At 65.9% G+C, this 16,389-nt stretch carries 20 protein-coding genes; 17 read left to right on the top strand and 3 right to left on the bottom strand.

Annotation, left to right across the window (positions count from 1 at the left end; all coding sequences use genetic code 11):
• Positions 1 to 108 precede the first annotated feature (108 nt).
• From Q0Q48_RS06325 to Q0Q48_RS06340, 4 genes are all read left to right on the top strand, one after another.
• A complete protein-coding gene (locus tag Q0Q48_RS06325) occupies positions 109 to 1,320 on the top strand; it encodes an acetyl-CoA C-acetyltransferase (protein WP_295135649.1) in 1,212 nt (403 codons plus the stop codon).
• Positions 1,321 to 1,424: 104 nt separating this feature from the next.
• Positions 1,425 to 3,674: a 3-hydroxyacyl-CoA dehydrogenase NAD-binding domain-containing protein gene (locus Q0Q48_RS06330; protein ID WP_295135650.1), complete on the top strand. Its 2,250-nt coding sequence runs from the start codon at positions 1,425 to 1,427 to the stop codon at positions 3,672 to 3,674.
• 72 nt (positions 3,675 to 3,746) lie between these two features.
• Positions 3,747 to 4,535: a hypothetical protein gene (locus Q0Q48_RS06335; protein WP_295135652.1), complete on the top strand. Its 789-nt coding sequence runs from the start codon at positions 3,747 to 3,749 to the stop codon at positions 4,533 to 4,535.
• A 27-nt stretch (positions 4,536 to 4,562) separates the two neighbouring features.
• Entirely contained in the window at positions 4,563 to 5,030 is a 468-nt protein-coding gene (locus Q0Q48_RS06340; protein WP_295135655.1) for a cupin domain-containing protein, read from the top strand.
• Between the two features lie 36 nt (positions 5,031 to 5,066).
• On the opposite strand, the gene Q0Q48_RS06345 is transcribed toward Q0Q48_RS06340, so the two are convergent.
• Entirely contained in the window at positions 5,067 to 5,435 is a 369-nt protein-coding gene (locus Q0Q48_RS06345) for a hypothetical protein (RefSeq protein WP_295135657.1), read from the bottom strand.
• Between the two features lie 184 nt (positions 5,436 to 5,619).
• Here Q0Q48_RS06345 and Q0Q48_RS06350 point away from each other — a divergent pair, with 184 nt between their 5' ends.
• Together Q0Q48_RS06350 and Q0Q48_RS06355 are read left to right on the top strand one after the other, a co-directional pair.
• Entirely contained in the window at positions 5,620 to 6,189 is a 570-nt protein-coding gene (locus Q0Q48_RS06350) for a 2'-5' RNA ligase family protein (RefSeq protein WP_295135658.1), read from the top strand.
• Positions 6,190 to 6,245: 56 nt separating this feature from the next.
• Positions 6,246 to 6,776: a 2'-5' RNA ligase family protein gene (locus Q0Q48_RS06355; RefSeq protein WP_295135660.1), complete on the top strand. Its 531-nt coding sequence runs from the start codon at positions 6,246 to 6,248 to the stop codon at positions 6,774 to 6,776.
• A 71-nt stretch (positions 6,777 to 6,847) separates the two neighbouring features.
• On the opposite strand, the gene Q0Q48_RS06360 is transcribed toward Q0Q48_RS06355, so the two are convergent.
• Positions 6,848 to 7,987 carry a site-specific integrase gene (locus tag Q0Q48_RS06360; protein WP_295135662.1) on the bottom strand — a complete coding sequence of 380 codons (1,140 nt, stop codon included), beginning with the start codon at positions 7,985 to 7,987 and terminating at the stop codon, positions 6,848 to 6,850.
• Positions 7,984 to 8,625: a hypothetical protein gene (locus tag Q0Q48_RS06365; RefSeq protein WP_295135664.1), complete on the bottom strand. Its 642-nt coding sequence runs from the start codon at positions 8,623 to 8,625 to the stop codon at positions 7,984 to 7,986. Before Q0Q48_RS06365 ends, Q0Q48_RS06360 begins: the two co-directional genes overlap by 4 nt.
• 91 nt (positions 8,626 to 8,716) lie before the next feature.
• On the opposite strand from Q0Q48_RS06365, the gene Q0Q48_RS06370 reads away from it, so the two are divergent.
• From Q0Q48_RS06370 to Q0Q48_RS06415, 11 genes are all read left to right on the top strand, one after another.
• Positions 8,717 to 8,917 carry a helix-turn-helix domain-containing protein gene (locus tag Q0Q48_RS06370; protein ID WP_295135666.1) on the top strand — a complete coding sequence of 67 codons (201 nt, stop codon included), beginning with the start codon at positions 8,717 to 8,719 and terminating at the stop codon, positions 8,915 to 8,917.
• 83 nt (positions 8,918 to 9,000) lie between these two features.
• Positions 9,001 to 9,183, top strand: coding sequence for a hypothetical protein (locus Q0Q48_RS06375; protein ID WP_295135669.1), 183 nt, complete (start codon positions 9,001 to 9,003; stop codon positions 9,181 to 9,183).
• 86 nt (positions 9,184 to 9,269) lie between these two features.
• Positions 9,270 to 9,785 carry a hypothetical protein gene (locus tag Q0Q48_RS06380; protein WP_295135671.1) on the top strand — a complete coding sequence of 172 codons (516 nt, stop codon included), beginning with the start codon at positions 9,270 to 9,272 and terminating at the stop codon, positions 9,783 to 9,785.
• 69 nt (positions 9,786 to 9,854) lie between these two features.
• Entirely contained in the window at positions 9,855 to 10,094 is a 240-nt protein-coding gene (locus tag Q0Q48_RS06385; protein ID WP_295135673.1) for a DNA-binding protein, read from the top strand.
• A gap of 84 nt (positions 10,095 to 10,178) precedes the next feature.
• Positions 10,179 to 11,375: a phage portal protein gene (locus tag Q0Q48_RS06390; protein ID WP_295135676.1), complete on the top strand. Its 1,197-nt coding sequence runs from the start codon at positions 10,179 to 10,181 to the stop codon at positions 11,373 to 11,375.
• Positions 11,372 to 11,914, top strand: coding sequence for an HK97 family phage prohead protease (locus Q0Q48_RS06395; protein ID WP_295135679.1), 543 nt, complete (start codon positions 11,372 to 11,374; stop codon positions 11,912 to 11,914). The genes Q0Q48_RS06390 and Q0Q48_RS06395 overlap by 4 nt, the downstream gene beginning before the upstream one ends.
• On the top strand, positions 11,911 to 13,065 hold the full coding sequence (locus Q0Q48_RS06400) for a phage major capsid protein (RefSeq protein ID WP_295135682.1): 1,155 nt from the start codon (positions 11,911 to 11,913) through the stop codon (positions 13,063 to 13,065). The genes Q0Q48_RS06395 and Q0Q48_RS06400 overlap by 4 nt, the downstream gene beginning before the upstream one ends.
• Before the next feature lie 67 nt (positions 13,066 to 13,132).
• Complete coding sequence (locus Q0Q48_RS06405; protein WP_295135685.1) at positions 13,133 to 13,555, top strand: hypothetical protein; 423 nt, start codon at positions 13,133 to 13,135, stop codon at positions 13,553 to 13,555.
• Positions 13,556 to 13,561: 6 nt separating this feature from the next.
• Entirely contained in the window at positions 13,562 to 14,236 is a 675-nt protein-coding gene (locus Q0Q48_RS06410) for a hypothetical protein (protein WP_295135687.1), read from the top strand.
• Between the two features lie 65 nt (positions 14,237 to 14,301).
• Complete coding sequence (locus tag Q0Q48_RS28675; RefSeq protein WP_366915273.1) at positions 14,302 to 14,604, top strand: HNH endonuclease signature motif containing protein; 303 nt, start codon at positions 14,302 to 14,304, stop codon at positions 14,602 to 14,604.
• Complete coding sequence (locus Q0Q48_RS06415) at positions 14,604 to 16,262, top strand: terminase TerL endonuclease subunit (RefSeq protein ID WP_295135690.1); 1,659 nt, start codon at positions 14,604 to 14,606, stop codon at positions 16,260 to 16,262. The genes Q0Q48_RS28675 and Q0Q48_RS06415 overlap by 1 nt, the downstream gene beginning before the upstream one ends.
• Positions 16,263 to 16,389: the final 127 nt, after the last annotated feature.

The raw sequence follows: 16,389 nt of genomic DNA on the forward strand, positions 1-16,389 counted from the left end.
TTCCCACCCTTCGAGACGCGGTCCGGAGTTTACCCCGAGGTATTCGAGGGGGACCGCTCCTCAGGGTGAGGTCAAAGGGTAATCTGAACTATCGAATAGGAGACCGACATGACCGACGCATACATCTACGACGCCGTTCGTACCCCGCGCGGCAAGGGCCGCAAGGATGGATCCCTCCACGAAGTGACGCCGGTGCGCCTGGCCGTCACCGCGCTGCAGGCCCTGCGCGACCGCAACAATCTCGACACGCACATGGTCGACGACATCGTGCTGGGCTGCGTCATGCCGATCGGCGAGCAGGGTGCCGACATCGCGCGCACCGCGTCGGTGATGGCGGGCTATGCCGAGACCGTGTCGGGCGTGCAGGTCAACCGCTTCTGCGCCTCCGGCCTCGAAGCCACCAACATGGCGGCGGCACAGGTCATGTCCGGCCAGAGCCAGGCCGCGATCGGTGGCGGCGTCGAGAGCATGAGCCGCGTGCCGATGGGCTCGGACGGCGGCGCCTGGGCGGTCGACCCGGCCGTGGCGATCCCGATGTACTTCGTGCCGCAGGGCGTTTCGGCCGACCTGATCGCCACCAAGTACGGCATGAGCCGCGACGACGTCGACAGCTACGCCGTCGAGTCTCAGAGGCGGGCCAAGGCCGCCTGGGATGCCGGCTACTTCAAGAAGTCGATCGTCCCGGTTCACGACCAGAACGGCATCGAGCTGCTGGCACGCGACGAGTTCCTGCGCCCGACCACGACCATGCAGACGCTGGCCGCGCTGGAGCCCAGCTTCAAGATGCAGGGTGAGATGATGCCCGGCTTCAACGCGGTGGCGCAGCAGCGCTATCCCGAGGTCGAGAAGATCAATCACGTGCACCATGCCGGCAATTCTTCGGGCATCGTCGACGGCGCTGCCGCGATCCTGGTGGGCTCCAAGGAGTTCGGCGAGAAGGCCGGCCTGAAGCCGCGCGCGCGCATCCGCTCCTTCGCCTCGATCGGTTCGGAGCCGGCGATCATGCTGACCGGCCCGGCGCCGGCCTCGGAAAAGGCGCTGAAGCGCGCCGGCATGTCGGTGAGCGACATCGACCTGTTCGAACTTAACGAGGCCTTCGCCGCCGTCGTGCTGCGCTACATGCAGATCCTCAAGATGCCGCACGACAAGATCAACGTGAACGGCGGCGCGATCGCCATGGGCCATCCGCTGGGCGCCACCGGCGCGATGATCCTGGGCACGCTGCTCGACGAGCTCGAGCGCCGCAACCTCTCGACCGGCCTCGCCACGCTCTGCGTCGGCGGCGGCATGGGCACCGCCACCATCATCGAGCGCGTCTGAGGGCTGGGGGCGCGCGACTCCAGTCGCGCGTCATCGCCGGCCGCAATGGAAGATCGCGCCACTGGAGTGGCGCGCCCCCAGCGAAGAACTGAAGGACTACAACCATGATCAACTACAACGTCGATTCGGACGGCATCGCCACCATTACCTGGGACATGCCGAACCGCGCGATGAACGTGCTGAACGAGGCCTCGATGACGGCCTATGCCGGTGCGCTCGAGACCGCCCTCAAGGATGACAAGGTCAAGGGCATCATCATCACGTCGGGCAAGGACAGCTTCATCGCCGGTGCCGACCTCGAGATGATCCTGGGCCTCGACACGTCGGACGCGTCGAAGCTGATGGAGCAGTTCAGCCAGCTGCAGAAGATGTTCCGCCGCCAGGAGACCGGCGGCAAGCCGGTCGTGGCTGCGATCAACGGCACGGCGCTGGGCGGCGGGTTCGAGATCTGCCTCGCCACGCACTACCGCATCGCCGCGGCCAACCCGAAGACCAAGGTCGGCCAGCCCGAGGTGAAGATCGGCCTGCTGCCCGGCGGTGGCGGCACGCAGCGCATTCCGCGCCTGATCGGCGTGCAGAACGCCGCGCCGATCCTGCTCGAAGGCAAGGACCTCACGGTCGACGCCGCCAAGGGCCTCGGGCTGATCCACGAGGTCGTGCCGGCGGGCGAACTGCTGGCCCGTGCGAAGGCATGGCTGACGGCGCCGGCGACCGAGCAGGTCGTGCCGGAATATGCCGGCAAGGGCGCCAAGGCGATCGACGGCCGCGCCGTGCAGCCGTGGGATCGCAAGGGCTTCAAGGTGCCGGGCTTCCCCGGCGGCCAGGTCTGGAGCCCGCCGGGCGTCATGACCTTCATCGGCGGCAGCGCCATGGTGCGCGGCAAGACCAACGGCGTCTATCCGGCCCCGAAGGCGATCATGAGCTGCGTCTACGAAGGACTGCAGCTGCCGTTCGATGCCGGCCTCAAGGTCGAGACGCGTTACTTCGTCTCGCTGCTGCGCGACCCCGTCGCCAAGAGCATGATCCGCACTCTGTTCTTTGGCCTGCAGGAAGCCAACAAGCTGGTGCGCCGGCCCAAGGGCGTGCCGAAGCAGGAATACAAGAAGATCGGCGTGCTGGGTGCCGGCCTGATGGGCGCGGGCATCGCTACCGTCTCGGTGCAGGCCGGCCTCGACATCGTGCTGATCGACCGTGACCAGGCGGCCGCCGACAAGGGCAAGGCGCACATCGCCGACGAGCTCGCCAAGCTGGTGAAGCGCAAGCGCCTCGACCAGGCGAAGGCCGACGCGATGCTGGCCAAGGTCACGGCAACGCCCGATTTCGGCGCGCTCAAGGACTGCGACCTCGTCATCGAGGCGGTGTTCGAGAACCGCGACGTGAAGGCCGAGGCCACGAAGAAGGCCGAGGCCGCGCTGCCGAAGACCGCCGTGTTCGCCTCGAACACCTCGACCTTGCCGATCACCGGTCTCGCCGAAGCCTCGTCGCGGCCGGACCAGTTCATCGGCCTGCACTTCTTCTCGCCGGTCGAGAAGATGCCGCTGGTCGAGATCATCGTCGGCAAGAAGACCTCGCAGGAGACGCTCGCGCGCGCCCTCGACTTCGTCCAGAAGATCCGCAAGACGCCGATCGTCGTGAACGACAGCCGCGGCTTCTTCACCTCCCGCGTCTGCGGCGCCTTCATCAGCGAAGGCCATCGCATGCTGAAGGAAGGCGTGCCTGCCGCCATGATCGAGAACTGCGCGCGCTACGCCGGCATGCCGGTGGGCCCGCTGTCGCTCAACGACGAGGTCGCCATCGACCTCTCGTGGAAGATCATGGACCAGACGCGGCGCGACGCCGAGGCGGCCGGCCAGAAGTTCGAAGGCGCCGGCACCGAGGACATCCTCGAGCTGATGGTCAAGAAGCTGGAGCGTTTCGGCCGCAAGAACGGCAAGGGCTTCTACGAGTATCCGGCCGACGGCAAGAAGCGCCTGTGGCCGGAGCTGGAGAAGTACTTCCCGGCCGATCCCAAGCTGCTCTACGGCGAGGGCGAGGAGAAGCGCGCCAAGGAGGACGAGATCAAGAAGCGTCTTCTCTACGTGCAGGCGGTCGACACCGCGCGCTGCCTCGAGAGCAACGTGCTGACCAACCCGCAGGACGGCGACGTCGGCTCGATCATGGGCCTGGGCTTCGCGCCGCAGACCGGCGGGGCGATCAGCCTGATCGACCAGGTCGGCGTCAAGAAGTTCGTCGCCGAGTGCGACGCGTTCGCCAAGAAGTACGGCGCCCAGTTCGAGGTGCCGAAGCTCCTGCGCGACATGGCCGCCAAGGGCGAGAGCTTCTACGGCAAGTACCAGCCGGCGAAGGCGGCCTGAACAGGGCTGCATCGCTTGCACTGACGCGGCGACACGGCAATTATCCCTCCCTCAAATCTGGAGGGAATTGCCGTGGACGCCAAGGAAATCGCCGCACTCGCCGACCGTATTGTCGAAGGCCGGCGCTCGAAGACGACGATGGACTGGCTCGCGGATGCGACGGCGAGCCTCTCCGAGGCCGATGCCTACAAGGTCCAGTTCGCGGTCCACGACAAGCTCGAGGCCGCCGGCTGGAAGCTCGCCGGCTGGAAGGTGGCCTTCGCCGTTCCCGCGCAGTACGAGCCGCTGAAGCTCTCGGGTCCGGCCTTCGCCGGCATCTACACCAGCGGCATCCGGCAGAGCGGCGCCGTGTTCGAGAAGGGCTGGCCGCTCAAGGCCGGCGTCGAATGCGAGATGGTCGCGCGCATGGGCAAGGACGTGCCGACCGGCACGGAATATACCGCCCAGTCGATCCAGGCCTTCGTGTCCAACCTCTATTGCGGCATGGAAGTCGTCGAGAACCGCTACGGCGACGTCTCCAAGCTGGGCGGTCCGGGCCGCATTGCCGACGACGTGCTGCAGGCCGCCTGCATCGTCGGCACCGAGATCAAGGACTGGCAGAAGACCGACTTCGTGAACGTGAAGGGACGCTCCGAGTTCGAGGGCAAGGAGATCGGCGCCGGCCCGGGCAGCAACGTGATGGGCGGCGCGATGATCTCGCTCGCCTGGCTCGCCAACAGGCTGATCGCCAACGGCAAGCAGCTGAAGGCCGGCGACATGATCCTGACCGGTTCGGTGCATCCGCCGCAGTTCCTGCCGGCCGCCGGCGTCGCCAGGACCGAGTTCGTCGGGCTGGGCGGCGCGGAGATCACCGTCAAGTAAGAGCATCCCCCCAATCCGGAGGCGGACATGGTGAAGCCGATCGTGAACCTCGACGACGTGGCGTTCGACGACGTCGAGGAGGATGGCCTCTACACCTCCCGCCGCGCCCGGTTCAGCGACGGGATCGGTGCCCGGAACCTCGGCTACAATCTCACGGTCCTGCCGCCGGGCAAGGCCCAGTGCCCGTTCCACAGCCATCACGGTGAGGAGGAGATGTTCCTCATCCTGGAGGGCGAGGGCGAACTCCGGTTCGGGAACGAGCGCCATCCGATCCGGCGGCACGACGTCATCGCCTGCCCGCCGGGCGGCGCGGACGTCGCACACCAGATCATCAACACGGGCACGGAGACGATGCGCTATCTCTCCGTGTCGACCCGGGTCCCGCTCGACGCTTGCGAGTATCCGGATTCCGGCAAGATCTCGATCGTCGCCGGCAACGGCAACTCCACGAAGCTCTGGAAGATGTTCCGCGCCGAGACCACGGTCGACTACTAAGACCGCGAGAAGAAGTAAGTCCGGGACGGGGCGAAGTCAGTCGTCGCGGCCGGCGGCAAACATGCGATCGAGATGCGCGGTCTCGTCCGACCAGCCGCCCGGCGGCCACGGCGCGGACGGGTCGATCGGTTCTCGCAAGGGGGCGGCCGGCATCCCGGTGCCTTCCAGTATCTCGACATCGATCCTGAAATCCTCGTCCTGCTCGAAGCCGTGCCAGTGCAGGAATTCGACGTAGGCGCGCCGGCCGTCACGGAGCTTCAGCACGAACCCCGCCGAACTGTCGTGCATGTCGCCATAGGCCCAGAACCATTCGACGCACGAGACGTCGAACGGCGCGAAGCCATGGGTGTCGGCGTCGAGGACGTCGAGCGTATGGCCGAATTCGTAGAAGCCGCGAATCTGCATGCTTCCATCGTATCAAATGTTTCGGCCCAGCCCCGAGCCCTTGCCTTACCCCCATATAGAACATAACATGAACAAATAGCTGAGGAGGCAGGCTGTGGGCGCACATTTCGGGGCGACGATCGAAACATACGGAGCGCGCTCGCCGCTCGCCCCGCGGTTGGAGCGGGGTCCTTCGCGCCTGGGCATGGACCGGCTCCACCGGCGTCATGCAGGGATGCGCCGCACCCGGCAGAGCTTCACCGACCGTCTGTTCTTTGCGGTCCTGCCGGACGCCGAGACGGCCGAACGCATCTCCGAGCGCGCCGCTGCCTGGCGGGCCGCTCACGGTCTGACGGGGCGGCTCCTGAAGGCCGGGCATTTCCACGTCACCCTGGCCGCGGTTCATGAAGGCCATGGCCTGCCGGATGCCGGCGAGATCGACGGCTGGATGGCGCGTGCCGGTGGGATCGTGATGCCGTCCTTTCGCGTCGGGTTCGATCGTCTGATGAGCTTCTCGAATGGGGCCCTCGTGCTGACGGGCGATGACTCCACGGTCGGCATGGAAGTCCTCCAGCAACGCCTCTGCGATTCGCTCGACGATACGCCGCGGCCGGCCCGGCGCTACACGCCGCACGTGACCCTGCTCCATGACGGCCGTCACATCGAGCCCGAGCCGGTCGAGCCGATCATCTGGACGGTCCGCGAGGTCGTGCTGGTACACAGCCTCATCGGCCAGACTACGCATCGGCACGTCGCCCGGATTCCGCTGGGCTGAAATCTTCGAGCGACGCAATGATTACGGTGCGGCCGACCGATCGGCTGTTCTTCGCCGTGATTCCCGACGAGAAGACGGTTGAAGCGATCTGCAGCGAACGCCGGAAGCTCTGCGAAAAGACCGGCCTCACGGGCGCGGACGTCCTGCCTGAGCATCTGCATGTCACGCTGTGGCATGTCGGCGATGACATCGTGCCGCCGACGTCGGGGGAAATCGACGCCCTCATACAACGTGCCTGCGACGTCGAGGCACCGCCGTTCCAGATTTGCTTCAGGCGCGCGAAGTCGCTCGGCCGTGGAGCCCTGGTGTTGTACGGCGGCAAGGGAAGCGCCGACCTCGAAGCGATTTCCATCGGACTCCGCAACGTGTTGGTCCGGCCGGACGCGGAAAAGAAGCCTCCATCCGTGCCTCACATGACGCTGTTGAGGAGCGAGACGATCCTGCCGCCACGCGCGATCAAGCCGATCGCCTGGACGGCGCGCGAGATCGTTCTCGTGCACAGCCTGCTCGGCAAGGGCATCCATCGTCACGTTGGGCGCCTCCCGTTACGGGGACGGCAGCTGTCGTTGCCGGGATTCGATTTCTGAGGGGCTGCCTTCGGCTATGATGCGCGCATGAAACCCTATGCTTCCTGTTCACGCCAATGTTTCCGGGCTTTTCAGCCCCTTTTTGGCACCGGACTGGCACCGAGGGCCCGATTGATCGCTTCGGCCGCCGCGGCGTCGTCCTTCTCGAAAAGGTGGGCATAGATCGCCAGCGTGATCGTCGGCTTAGCGTGACCGAGGCGCGTGCTGATCAGCACCACGTCAAGCCCGGCGGCGATCAACTGCGACGCATGCGTGTGTCTCAGCCCGTGAAAATGCAGGTCTGCGGCATCGGCCCGCCGCCAGTCGCGCGAAAGGTTCGACGGCCGCTTGATGCCGCCGTGGCCAGCAGGATAGACCAGCGCATCGTCGCCAGGCTTACCGAGGCCGAGCGCAAGCCGCAGCTCGAGCTGCTGCCGGCGGAGATCCCGAAGGGCTTCGATGACGATGTCCGGCGCGGTGATCGAGCGGATACCGGCTTTGGTCTTCGGCGCCTTCACGGCCAGCGGCTCGCCGTGCACCTCCTCGACGCTCTCCCTGACGTGGATGACCTTCTTGTCGAGGTCGACGTTCGCCCAGCGCAGGGCACAGATTTCGCCGGCCCTGAGGCCGCAGAACAGCGCCAGCATGGCAGGGGCGAACATCGGCGTTCCGCGAAGTTTTTCGACGACGCCCTCGATCTCGCCAGCGCGGATGATCTCGACTTCGTCGTTGGGCACCTTGGGCGACCGCTGGCCCTCTCTGCCGGCAACGTTGTGGGTGACGATCTTGTGCCTCACGGCATCGGCCAGTGCCTTAGAGAGGAGGCGATGGCAGTGGCGGACGGTGCGCGGCGCCAGCGGCGTGTCGCGCAACTTCTTGTGCCAACCCTCGACATCGGTGGTCGAGAGACGCTGCACCGCGATCGCGCCGATGTGCGGGCGGATGTGTAGGTCGAGGATATCGCCGTAGCGCTTGAAGCTGTGGGGTCCGATCTCGCCGGCAGAATGCCATAGGTCTATGCGCGACCGGATGTGATCGGCGAGGGCGAGCTTGGACGGCTCGACGAAGGTGCCCTTGCCGATCGCCGCGAGCTGCTCATTGAGCTTGGCCTGGGCATCCTTCTTGCCGCCTCTGACGGTGACGTACTGCGTGTTGCGCTTCCCATCGGCGGATGGTGCGTCGAATTTCAGGCGCCAGGATGACTTGCCGCGACGGGTGATGGTGCCCTTCATATGTCAGCCCCTGGTTTCGGCAGCCGATCGAATAGCGGGCCCAGCATGTCCTTCGTCCGGTTGATCCAGCGTTGATCTTTCACGGTCGACTCTTCGCCGCGCAGTCCATCTAGGACGTTCTTAGCAAACCACTCGCCCCAAGTTTTGCTGTCGGTGGACTTCGTCAGAACGCGCATGGTTTCGAGGAACCGTTCGTTGGAAATATTGGGCTGTTCCGTCCACTTGGGGGGCTTAAACTTCTCAAGGATCGTGGCGGCCGCCTTCTGGGCCTGTTCGTAGGCGAAGCGATCATCAAGCCAAGAAGCACCCTCATTTCCGGTCGGGCTGTGCCTGTAGCCGGACGCGCGACCAGCATCAGCCATTGCCCGCGCCATGACGACCAGCAGGGCAGCGGCTTCGCGGCCGTAGGCCAACTCCATCATTTCCCACATTAGTTCGGCTCGCTCGAACGAGCGCTCAATCCGATATTCGACCTCCTGGCTGAGCGTGCGCCCTTCCTCTTCGGCCGATTGTTCAAGCTGGCGGCGCAGCCTCTCTCGGATCGTCACCGAAAGCTTGTAGCTACGTCGACTGTCAGGCTTCAGCGGCGGGCGACCCCGGCGAGGTTTCTTAGGCATTAGCGCATCCCTCTTTTTCATCCCCCAATGTGACGCAAATAAAGGCCTTGTCAAACCAGAAAGGGACGAACATTAATATCTTCCGTTCAGCGGGTGAAAAAGGAGCCCATCAATGACAAAGAAGACCGATGAGAAGCCCGATGTCCTGACGGTCGAGGAGGCGCGAGCCCGGCTGCGCATCGGCAAGAACGCGATCTACGACGCATTGGCGCGCAACGAGATCCCGAACATCAGGATCGGCAGGAAGTACTTCGTGCCGCGCATCGCCTTCGAGCGGATGCTGGCGGGCGAGACCGTCAAGACGGCCGCCTGATGGCCCGCAAGCCATCGCCCAGCGCGGCGCCTCCCCGAAGCCAAGAGCCTTGGCGGCTCAGGCGCGGCCCGTCGGCGGAAGAAATGGTCGAGAACCCGACGCCGAGCCTGCTGGATAATCTCGACGAGCACCTCGATCACGTCGCGAGCGCCATCGAGAAGCTCGGGCGAGGCAGCCCGGAGAAGGTGGCCAGCGACAAGCTGCAGATCATCGCCGTCGTGAACCTGCTGTCACGGCTATGGCGTGATCGACGGGGCGCCGCCTGAGGAAGCCCAGCAGCCTCGGACGCGGCGTCGATATAAAGGGCCGCAGCAAGAAAGAACCGCGACACGTCCGCATCTATCACACCGAGATGCGCACGCTGGCGTATAGGTCCCTGTGCAATGGCGCGCGCGCTTTGCTGATCGAGCTGAAGGCCCTCTATTACGGCGGGGCTCGGACGAACAACGGCAAGCTGTTCCTGTCGATCCGGGACGCGGCGCTGCTGCTAGGCGCCGGCAAAAGCTCCGTGGCCGAATGGTACATCGACCTCTACGACCGCGGATTCATCAAGCCGCGTGATCGCGCCACTTTCGACTTCAAGGCGGGCGCGAAGACGGGCAAGGCCACGACCTGGATCTTGACCGAGTTCCCTTACGGCGACCGGCCGGCCACGCGGGACTTCCAACGCTGGGTGCCGACCCCGCAGTCACAGCGAGTGCCAGAAATCATTTCTCGGTCCGTCCTGGAGGACGGTTCGTACCCGACAGCGGACAGTCTGTACCCGACAGCGGACAGTCCACCCGAAACTGTACCTGAGGGCGGACGCTTTGGCCCCGAAACGGCATCGATCGGCCCTTCGGGTGTACCTGAGGGCGGACGCATATAGTTACCAGGGAGAGAGAGGCGAATGATGGATGGCCCCGCTGTTGTCGGCCCACATCGGGACGAAACCACCTTGCCTGCCCGGCTCCGAAAGCCCCGCCTGCGACGCACGGAGGCAGCCGAATATCTCGAGCTGCGCCACGGCATCAGAATCGCGCCGGCGACGTTGGCGAAATGGGCCTGCGTCGGCCGCGGTCCGCCCTACGGGAAGCTCTACGGCTCGCCCTTCTACGAGCCCGCCGCCATCGATGCCTGGGTCGCTGCCGAGCTGGCGCCGGTCGCCCGCGTCAACGTGAAGGACAAGGCGGCTTAGATCATCCATCGGCGGCGATGCTGATTGAGCCCTCGCCGCAGCAATCGCTTGCCCGCCATCGGGCCGCGCCGACACTTGCCGCCAATGTTCGGCAAGTTGCGCGCGCTCTTCGGCAGTGAACGGAAATCGATCGATGCCTGGTCGGCTCTGATCGATGCCGGATCGCGAACGGCCGCCGGGATCATGGTCTCGCCGGATCGCGCGCTGCGGTGTGTGCCGGCCTATGCCGGTGTCCGCGTCATCGCCGAGACGATGGGCACGCTGCCGATCCATCTGTACCAGCGCGCGGCGGACGGCTCGAAAACCCGGGCCACGGATCATCCGCTCTGCAAACTGTTGCACGATCGGCCGAACGGTTGGACCTCGGCGGCTGAATTCGTGATGGGCCTGCAGAAGGATGCCCTGACTCACGGCGCCGGCCTGGCCTTCGCCAATCGCAGCGGCGACCGCATCGTCGAGCTGATCCGTCTGCCGGCGGGATCGACGGCGATCGAGATCGACCGCGACACCCTGGAGCCGGTCTACAAGACCACGCTGAAGAACGGCGGCACACGGACCTATCGCTGGCAGGATGTGCTGCACGTTCCCGCGCTCGACGGCATGGCGCCGATCAAGCAAGCCAGCGAGGCGATCGGCCTCTGCATGGCGATGGAAGAGCATGCGGCCAATCTTTTCAGTCGAGGTGGCAGGCCTTCCGGTGTGCTGAAGAGCGCGAAGAAGCTCGCCGAGGAGACTGCCAAGCGTCTCAAGGCCTCGTGGAACGGCGCGCATGGCGGCAGCAATTCCGGGGGCACCGCGATCCTCGAGGATGGTGTCGAGTTCGAAGCGCTGACTTTCAACAGCGTCGACCTGCAGTTTCAGGAGCTGCGGGCGTTTCAGGTCACCGAGATCGCCAGGGCACTGCGGGTGCCGCCGACGTTGCTGCAGGATTTCGGTCGCGCCACCTGGGGCAACGCCACCGAGATGAGCCAGAACTTCCTGACCTTCACGGTGATGCCGTGGACCAAGCTATGGCAGGGCGCGATCTCTCGGCTGCTCTCGACCGAGGAACAGGCGACGTACTTCCCCGAGTTCCTGGTCGACGACTTGGTCAAGGCAGACATCGCGGCGAGGTTCACGGCGTACGCCCAAGCGGTCCAGTCGCGGATCATCCTGCCGAACGAGATCCGCGCGATGGAAAACCGCGCACCGATCCCGGGCGGTGACGAGTTCCCGGCCGTGACCAGCACTCCCATTGACCCGGCGCAGCAGCAGCGCCCGAAACCGCGAGCGGTGGCATGAGCGAAAAGGCAACTGATTTCGGATACTCGCTCGAGTTCGACGTCAAGGCCGTCACGGCTGAGGGCGAATTCGAAGGCTATGCCTCGGTCTTCAACGTCGAGGATCTCGGCCGCGACATCGTCTTGCCTGGCGCCTTTACGAAGTCGCTGCAGCGCCGGCCGGCCGGCAAGGTGAAGATGCTCCGCGGTCACGATCCCGGCGACCCCATCGGCATCTGGACCGAGCTCGTCGAGGACTCGAAGGGCCTCCGCGCCAAGGGCCGCCTGATCCTGGAAACCGTGCGCGGTCGCGAGACGCACGTCCTGATGAAGGCCGGTGCGCTCGACGGTCTCAGCATCGGCTACCGGTCGCTGAAGGACCGCTTCGATCGCGGCAAGGGCACACGCCTCTTGGAAGAGATCGACCTTCCCGAAATCTCGGTCCTCGCCTTTCCGATGAATCCGCGCGCGACGGTATCGAGGGTCAAGTCAGAACACGCTGCAGAGCACGCGCGGGCGCTCGTGGCCGAAATCAACCGCATCAAGGAGCGAATTCGATGAGCCATATCCGTCGTAAGCGACACCTCGCGCCGTTCGAATACAAGGACGGCGGCGACGATCCCATTGCCGCCATCCGCGCGCTCGGCGTGTCGCTGGAAGAGAAGTTCGGGCTGGTGAATGACGAAGTGAAGAAGCTTCGCGACCAGCTCGATCAGGAGATCGTGAAGCGCAACCGCCCCGGCGCCGAGAACAAGGGCGAGGGCGACGGCCTCGAGGCCAAGGCATTCACCACGTTCCTGCGCAAGGGCGACGCCGCGCTGAGCGCCGACGAGATCAAGTCCCTCCGGGTGTCCAACGACACCACGGGCGGCTATCTCGCGCCGCCGGAATTCTCGGCCGAGGTCGACAAGAACCTCGTCCAGTTCTCGCCGGTGCGCGCCGCGGCCCGTGTCGGCCAGACCAGCGCCGGCTCTGTCATCATCCCGCGGCGCACCGGCAAGCCCACGGCGGGGTGGGTTGGTGAAACCGAGACGCGGCCCGAGACGGGCTCGACCTACGGCCAGGTTGAAATCCCGGTCGACGAGATCGCGGCGTGGGTCGATGTCTCGAAAAAGCTGCTGGAGGACTCGGCCGTCGACATCAACGCCGAGGTCGCATTCGATCTCGCCGAGGAGTTCGGTCGCCTCGAGGGTGCATCGTTCGTCGGCGGCGACGGTGTCAAGAAGCCGCTGGGCTTCATGTCCGATACGAACGTTGCCTACAGCGTGTCGGGCTCGGCTTCGGTCATCGCCGATGCCGACGGCGGCGTCGATGGGCTCATCGATCTGATGTATGCCCTTCATCCATTCTACAGGTCGCGCGGCGTGTGGATGGCCAATGGCAGCACGATCGGCAAGCTGCGCAAGCTCAAGGATGCGGACAAGAATTACATTTGGACCGCATCGATCCGCGACGGCGAGCCGGCCACGCTGCTGGGACGTCCCATCATCGAGGCGCCCGACATGCCGGACATCAGCGGCGGCACCTATCCGCTGGTCTTCGGCGACTTCGCCACGGCCTTCAGGATCTACGACCGCGTCGGCATGTCCTTCCTGGTCGATCCCTACACGCAGGCGACCTCTGGCCTGACCCGGATCCACGCCCGCAAGCGTGTCGGCGGCCGCCTCGTCCGACCCGAGGCCATCCGCAAGCTGAAGATCGGCACGAGCTGATCGACGACAAGGCGACCCGTCCGACAGCGGGTCGCCCCTTCACCTTCACCCTTTCCCGGAGACTTCAATGCGAGACATGGCGAACAACATCACGCCCAAGCCGGTCCTAGCGCCGGCGGTGGGCACCGACGACACCCCACTGGTCGGGGCGATCATCGATCGGCTCGGCTACGATTCCCTCACGTACCTGATCCAGACCGGCACGCTGGCCGATGCCGGTGCCACCTGGACGGCTCTGCTCGAGGAGAGCGACGACAGCGGCATGAGCGGGGCGAATGCCGTGGCTGACGCCGATCTCATCGGGAGCGAGGCCCTGGCGAGCCTGACGCAGGCCAATGACGGCGTCTGCCGCAAGCTCGGCTATGTCGGGAACAAGCGCTACACCCGCCTGACGCTGACGCCCTCAGGCAACGCCGGCAACGCGCCGATCTCGGCAATGGCGGTGCTCGGCATGCCGTACTCGCGCCCGACCGCGAACCCGCCGGCCTAAGCGGCGATGTCCCGCGATCCGATGTTCGAGGTCACGTCGCCCGCTGCGAATGCCGCAGCGCGCCGGCTGACCACGGCCGCCAAGGTGCAGGCGGTGCGGTTCGGTGGCGCCACCACTGACACCGCCCTCATCGAGGCGATGATCGATCGCGTCAGCGCCAGGGCCGCACGGCACTGCAACCTCGCCAAGGATGCCAGCGGTATCGTGCCGACGTTCGGCCGGGAAACCTGCAGGGCGACTTGGCCGGTGCGTGGTGGATCGTGTGACGAGGTGCTGTTCCTGCCCTGGCGCATACCGGTGACATCGATCTCATCGGTGGTCGAGGATGGCGTCACGCTGTCCGCCACGGGCTACAGGCTGAGGGGCGGGGCCATCCTGGAGCGTCTGAGCGATGATGTCCCGGTGCCATGGTCGAGGGCCAAGATCGTGGTGACGTATGTTGCCGGGTGGCAGCTGGAGAGTGCCGATCAGGTTCCTCCGGACCTCGAGGCGGCCGTCATCGATCAGGTCAAGGCGATGTATGAGAGCCGCACCCGGGATCAGACGCTGCTGAGCGAGCAGGTGCCGGACGTCTACAGCGTCACATACGGCGTCGCCGGAGGACACGGCATCAGCGGTGACGGTCTCCTGGCCCATGTCGAGGCGGCCCTGGCCGACTACCGGGCTCCTACGATCCTGTGAGCGATCCATTCTATCGGTCGCGCGAGTGGAGGCGGCTGCGGGCCGCGACGTTGGCGCGCGACCCGATGTGCGTTACCCGGGGCTGCGGCCAGCCCTCCAGCCATGCCGATCATGTCGTGCCCCGGAGCGAAGGCGGCGCCGACAGCCTCGATAACCTACGTGGCCTCTGCGGGCCCTGCCATAACCGCAGGAGTGCCAGCGGCAACGCCGCACCCCGGGCAGTGGGCTGCCTGCCTGACGGCACGCCACGCGATCCCGGGCACCCCTGGCTGGCATGGGACGGCGGGGCGACCCCCGGCCCTAAACTTTCGGCAGGGGACCGCGACCGCGGGGGTCCTCGTTCGCGCACTAAGTTTCCGAGGCAGTAATGGGCCTCCGGGGACCGGGCGCCAAGGCGCTGCGGCGGAAGCCCGGCGACCCGCCGGCGGCCCCTCAGGAGCCGCAAAAACACCCCTGGGACGAGCCCGGCCTGTCCCGGGCCGAACGGGTGATCCGGTTCGTCGAATCGCTCCCGGTGACCAGCGGCGCCCTGGCTGGCACGCGATTCCGCCTGCGGCCATTCCAGCGGAAGATCATCGGTCGCATCTACAAGACCACCCGGGCGGGTCGCCGGCAGGTCCGGACGGCGGTGCTCAGCCTGGCTCGGAAGAACGGCAAGACCGATATCGCCGCCCGCCTGGCGCTCTGTCACATCGCCGGGCCTGAAGCAGAGGCCCGCGGCGAGGTCTACAGCGCGGCCAACGACCGGTTTCAGGCCGGCCGAACCTTCTCTGAAATCTGCGCGATCATTACCCGCACGCCCTGGCTGGCGGACCGAGTATCGATCCGGCGGCATTCCAAGGAGCTGGAGGACCTCGAGGAGGCCGGTGGGACCGGCACGATCTATGCCGCGCTGTCGGCCGACGTCGGGACCAAGCACGGCCTGTCGCCCAGCTTCGTGGTCTACGACGAGTACGGCCAGGCCTCGACCAGCGACCTCTACGACGTGCTCGACACCGCCATGGGTGCCCGTGCCGAGCCCCTGATGATGGTTATCTCGACGCAGGCGGCGCGCGACGAGGCCCCGCTGTCGCAGCTGATCGACTACGGTCTCAGGGGCCAGCGCGGTGAGGTCGACGATCCCAGCTTTTACCTGGCCCTGTTCACGGCACCACCTGAGGCCGACCCGTGGGTGCGGGAGACCTGGAAGCTGGCCAATCCCGCCCTGGGTGATTTCCGGTCGCTGGAGGACGTCCAGCGCATGGCGCTGCAGGCACAGAGGATGCCGAGCAAGGCGGCGGCCTTCCGAAACCTGATCCTGAACCAGCGCGTCGACACCACCGCTCAATTCCTGTCGGCCGCGGTGTGGAAGCCCTGCGGTGGCGCCGTCGAGGTCGAGCACCTGAAGGGGCGACAGTGCTTCGCTGGCCTCGACCTCTCCCAGAGCCGCGATCTCACCGCGCTGGTGCTGACCTTCGAAGATGACGACGGGTCTTTCGACGTGCTGCCATTCTTCTGGCTTCCGGCCGACGATCTCCGCGAGCGCGAGGACACCGATCGCGTGCCCTATGTCCGCTGGGCTGAGGAAGGCTACCTGCTGACCAGCCCCGGCCGGACGATCGATCCTCATGCGGTCGCCCTGAAGATCGCCGAGCTGCACGGCCAGTACAACATCGAGGCGCTGGCATACGATCGCTGGCGCATCGAGGATCTGCGGCGCGAGCTCGACGCCATCGGCTGCGATGTGGTGCTGGTGCCGCACGGCCAGGGCTTCAAGGACATGTCGCCATCGATCGACGTCCTGGAGCGGCTGATATTCGAGGCCAGGATCCGGCACGGCAGCCATCCAGTGCTCACGATGTGCGCGTCGAATGCGAAGACGGCCAGCGACCCCGCCGGAAACCGGAAGCTCGACAAACAGAAATCGACGGGCCGAATCGATGGCCTGGTCGCGATGACCATGGCGATCGGCAAGGCGGCATCGGGTGCCAGCCTGCGGTCGGTCTATGAGGGCGACGACCGGCCGGACGGGCTCTTGGTGATCTGATCGGGCCCGGCGGTCCATCGTTGGCGAACACGGGGAAACGGCGGCAAAGCTGAATGCCCTCGCGCGGCTGTCATGTCGTGCAGCGGGCCCGTCGATAGCGACAATGTGGTGATCCACCACAAGGGCG

It is taken from the genome of uncultured Reyranella sp. (assembly GCF_945957355.1).
In the GTDB taxonomy this organism is placed as follows: Bacteria; Pseudomonadota; Alphaproteobacteria; order Reyranellales; family Reyranellaceae; genus Reyranella.

Bases quoted from the DNA above. Each gene is read 5' to 3' on its own strand.
- Q0Q48_RS06325 (WP_295135649.1), top strand. From the start codon at position 109: ATGACCGACGCATACATCTACGACGCCGTTCGTACCCCGCGCGGCAAG.
- Q0Q48_RS06330 (WP_295135650.1), top strand. From the start codon at position 1,425: ATGATCAACTACAACGTCGATTCGGACGGCATCGCCACCATTACCTGG.
- Q0Q48_RS06340 (WP_295135655.1), top strand. From the start codon at position 4,563: ATGGTGAAGCCGATCGTGAACCTCGACGACGTGGCGTTCGACGACGTC.
- Q0Q48_RS06345 (WP_295135657.1), bottom strand. From the start codon at position 5,435: ATGCAGATTCGCGGCTTCTACGAATTCGGCCATACGCTCGACGTCCTC.
- Q0Q48_RS06350 (WP_295135658.1), top strand. From the start codon at position 5,620: ATGGACCGGCTCCACCGGCGTCATGCAGGGATGCGCCGCACCCGGCAG.
- Q0Q48_RS06360 (WP_295135662.1), bottom strand. From the start codon at position 7,987: ATGAAGGGCACCATCACCCGTCGCGGCAAGTCATCCTGGCGCCTGAAA.
- Q0Q48_RS06365 (WP_295135664.1), bottom strand. From the start codon at position 8,625: ATGAAAAAGAGGGATGCGCTAATGCCTAAGAAACCTCGCCGGGGTCGC.
- Q0Q48_RS06370 (WP_295135666.1), top strand. From the start codon at position 8,717: ATGACAAAGAAGACCGATGAGAAGCCCGATGTCCTGACGGTCGAGGAG.
- Q0Q48_RS06375 (WP_295135669.1), top strand. From the start codon at position 9,001: ATGGTCGAGAACCCGACGCCGAGCCTGCTGGATAATCTCGACGAGCAC.
- Q0Q48_RS06380 (WP_295135671.1), top strand. From the start codon at position 9,270: ATGCGCACGCTGGCGTATAGGTCCCTGTGCAATGGCGCGCGCGCTTTG.
- Q0Q48_RS06390 (WP_295135676.1), top strand. From the start codon at position 10,179: ATGTTCGGCAAGTTGCGCGCGCTCTTCGGCAGTGAACGGAAATCGATC.
- Q0Q48_RS06395 (WP_295135679.1), top strand. From the start codon at position 11,372: ATGAGCGAAAAGGCAACTGATTTCGGATACTCGCTCGAGTTCGACGTC.
- Q0Q48_RS06400 (WP_295135682.1), top strand. From the start codon at position 11,911: ATGAGCCATATCCGTCGTAAGCGACACCTCGCGCCGTTCGAATACAAG.
- Q0Q48_RS06405 (WP_295135685.1), top strand. From the start codon at position 13,133: ATGCGAGACATGGCGAACAACATCACGCCCAAGCCGGTCCTAGCGCCG.
- Q0Q48_RS06410 (WP_295135687.1), top strand. From the start codon at position 13,562: ATGTCCCGCGATCCGATGTTCGAGGTCACGTCGCCCGCTGCGAATGCC.
- Q0Q48_RS28675 (WP_366915273.1), top strand. From the start codon at position 14,302: ATGTGCGTTACCCGGGGCTGCGGCCAGCCCTCCAGCCATGCCGATCAT.
- Q0Q48_RS06415 (WP_295135690.1), top strand. From the start codon at position 14,604: ATGGGCCTCCGGGGACCGGGCGCCAAGGCGCTGCGGCGGAAGCCCGGC.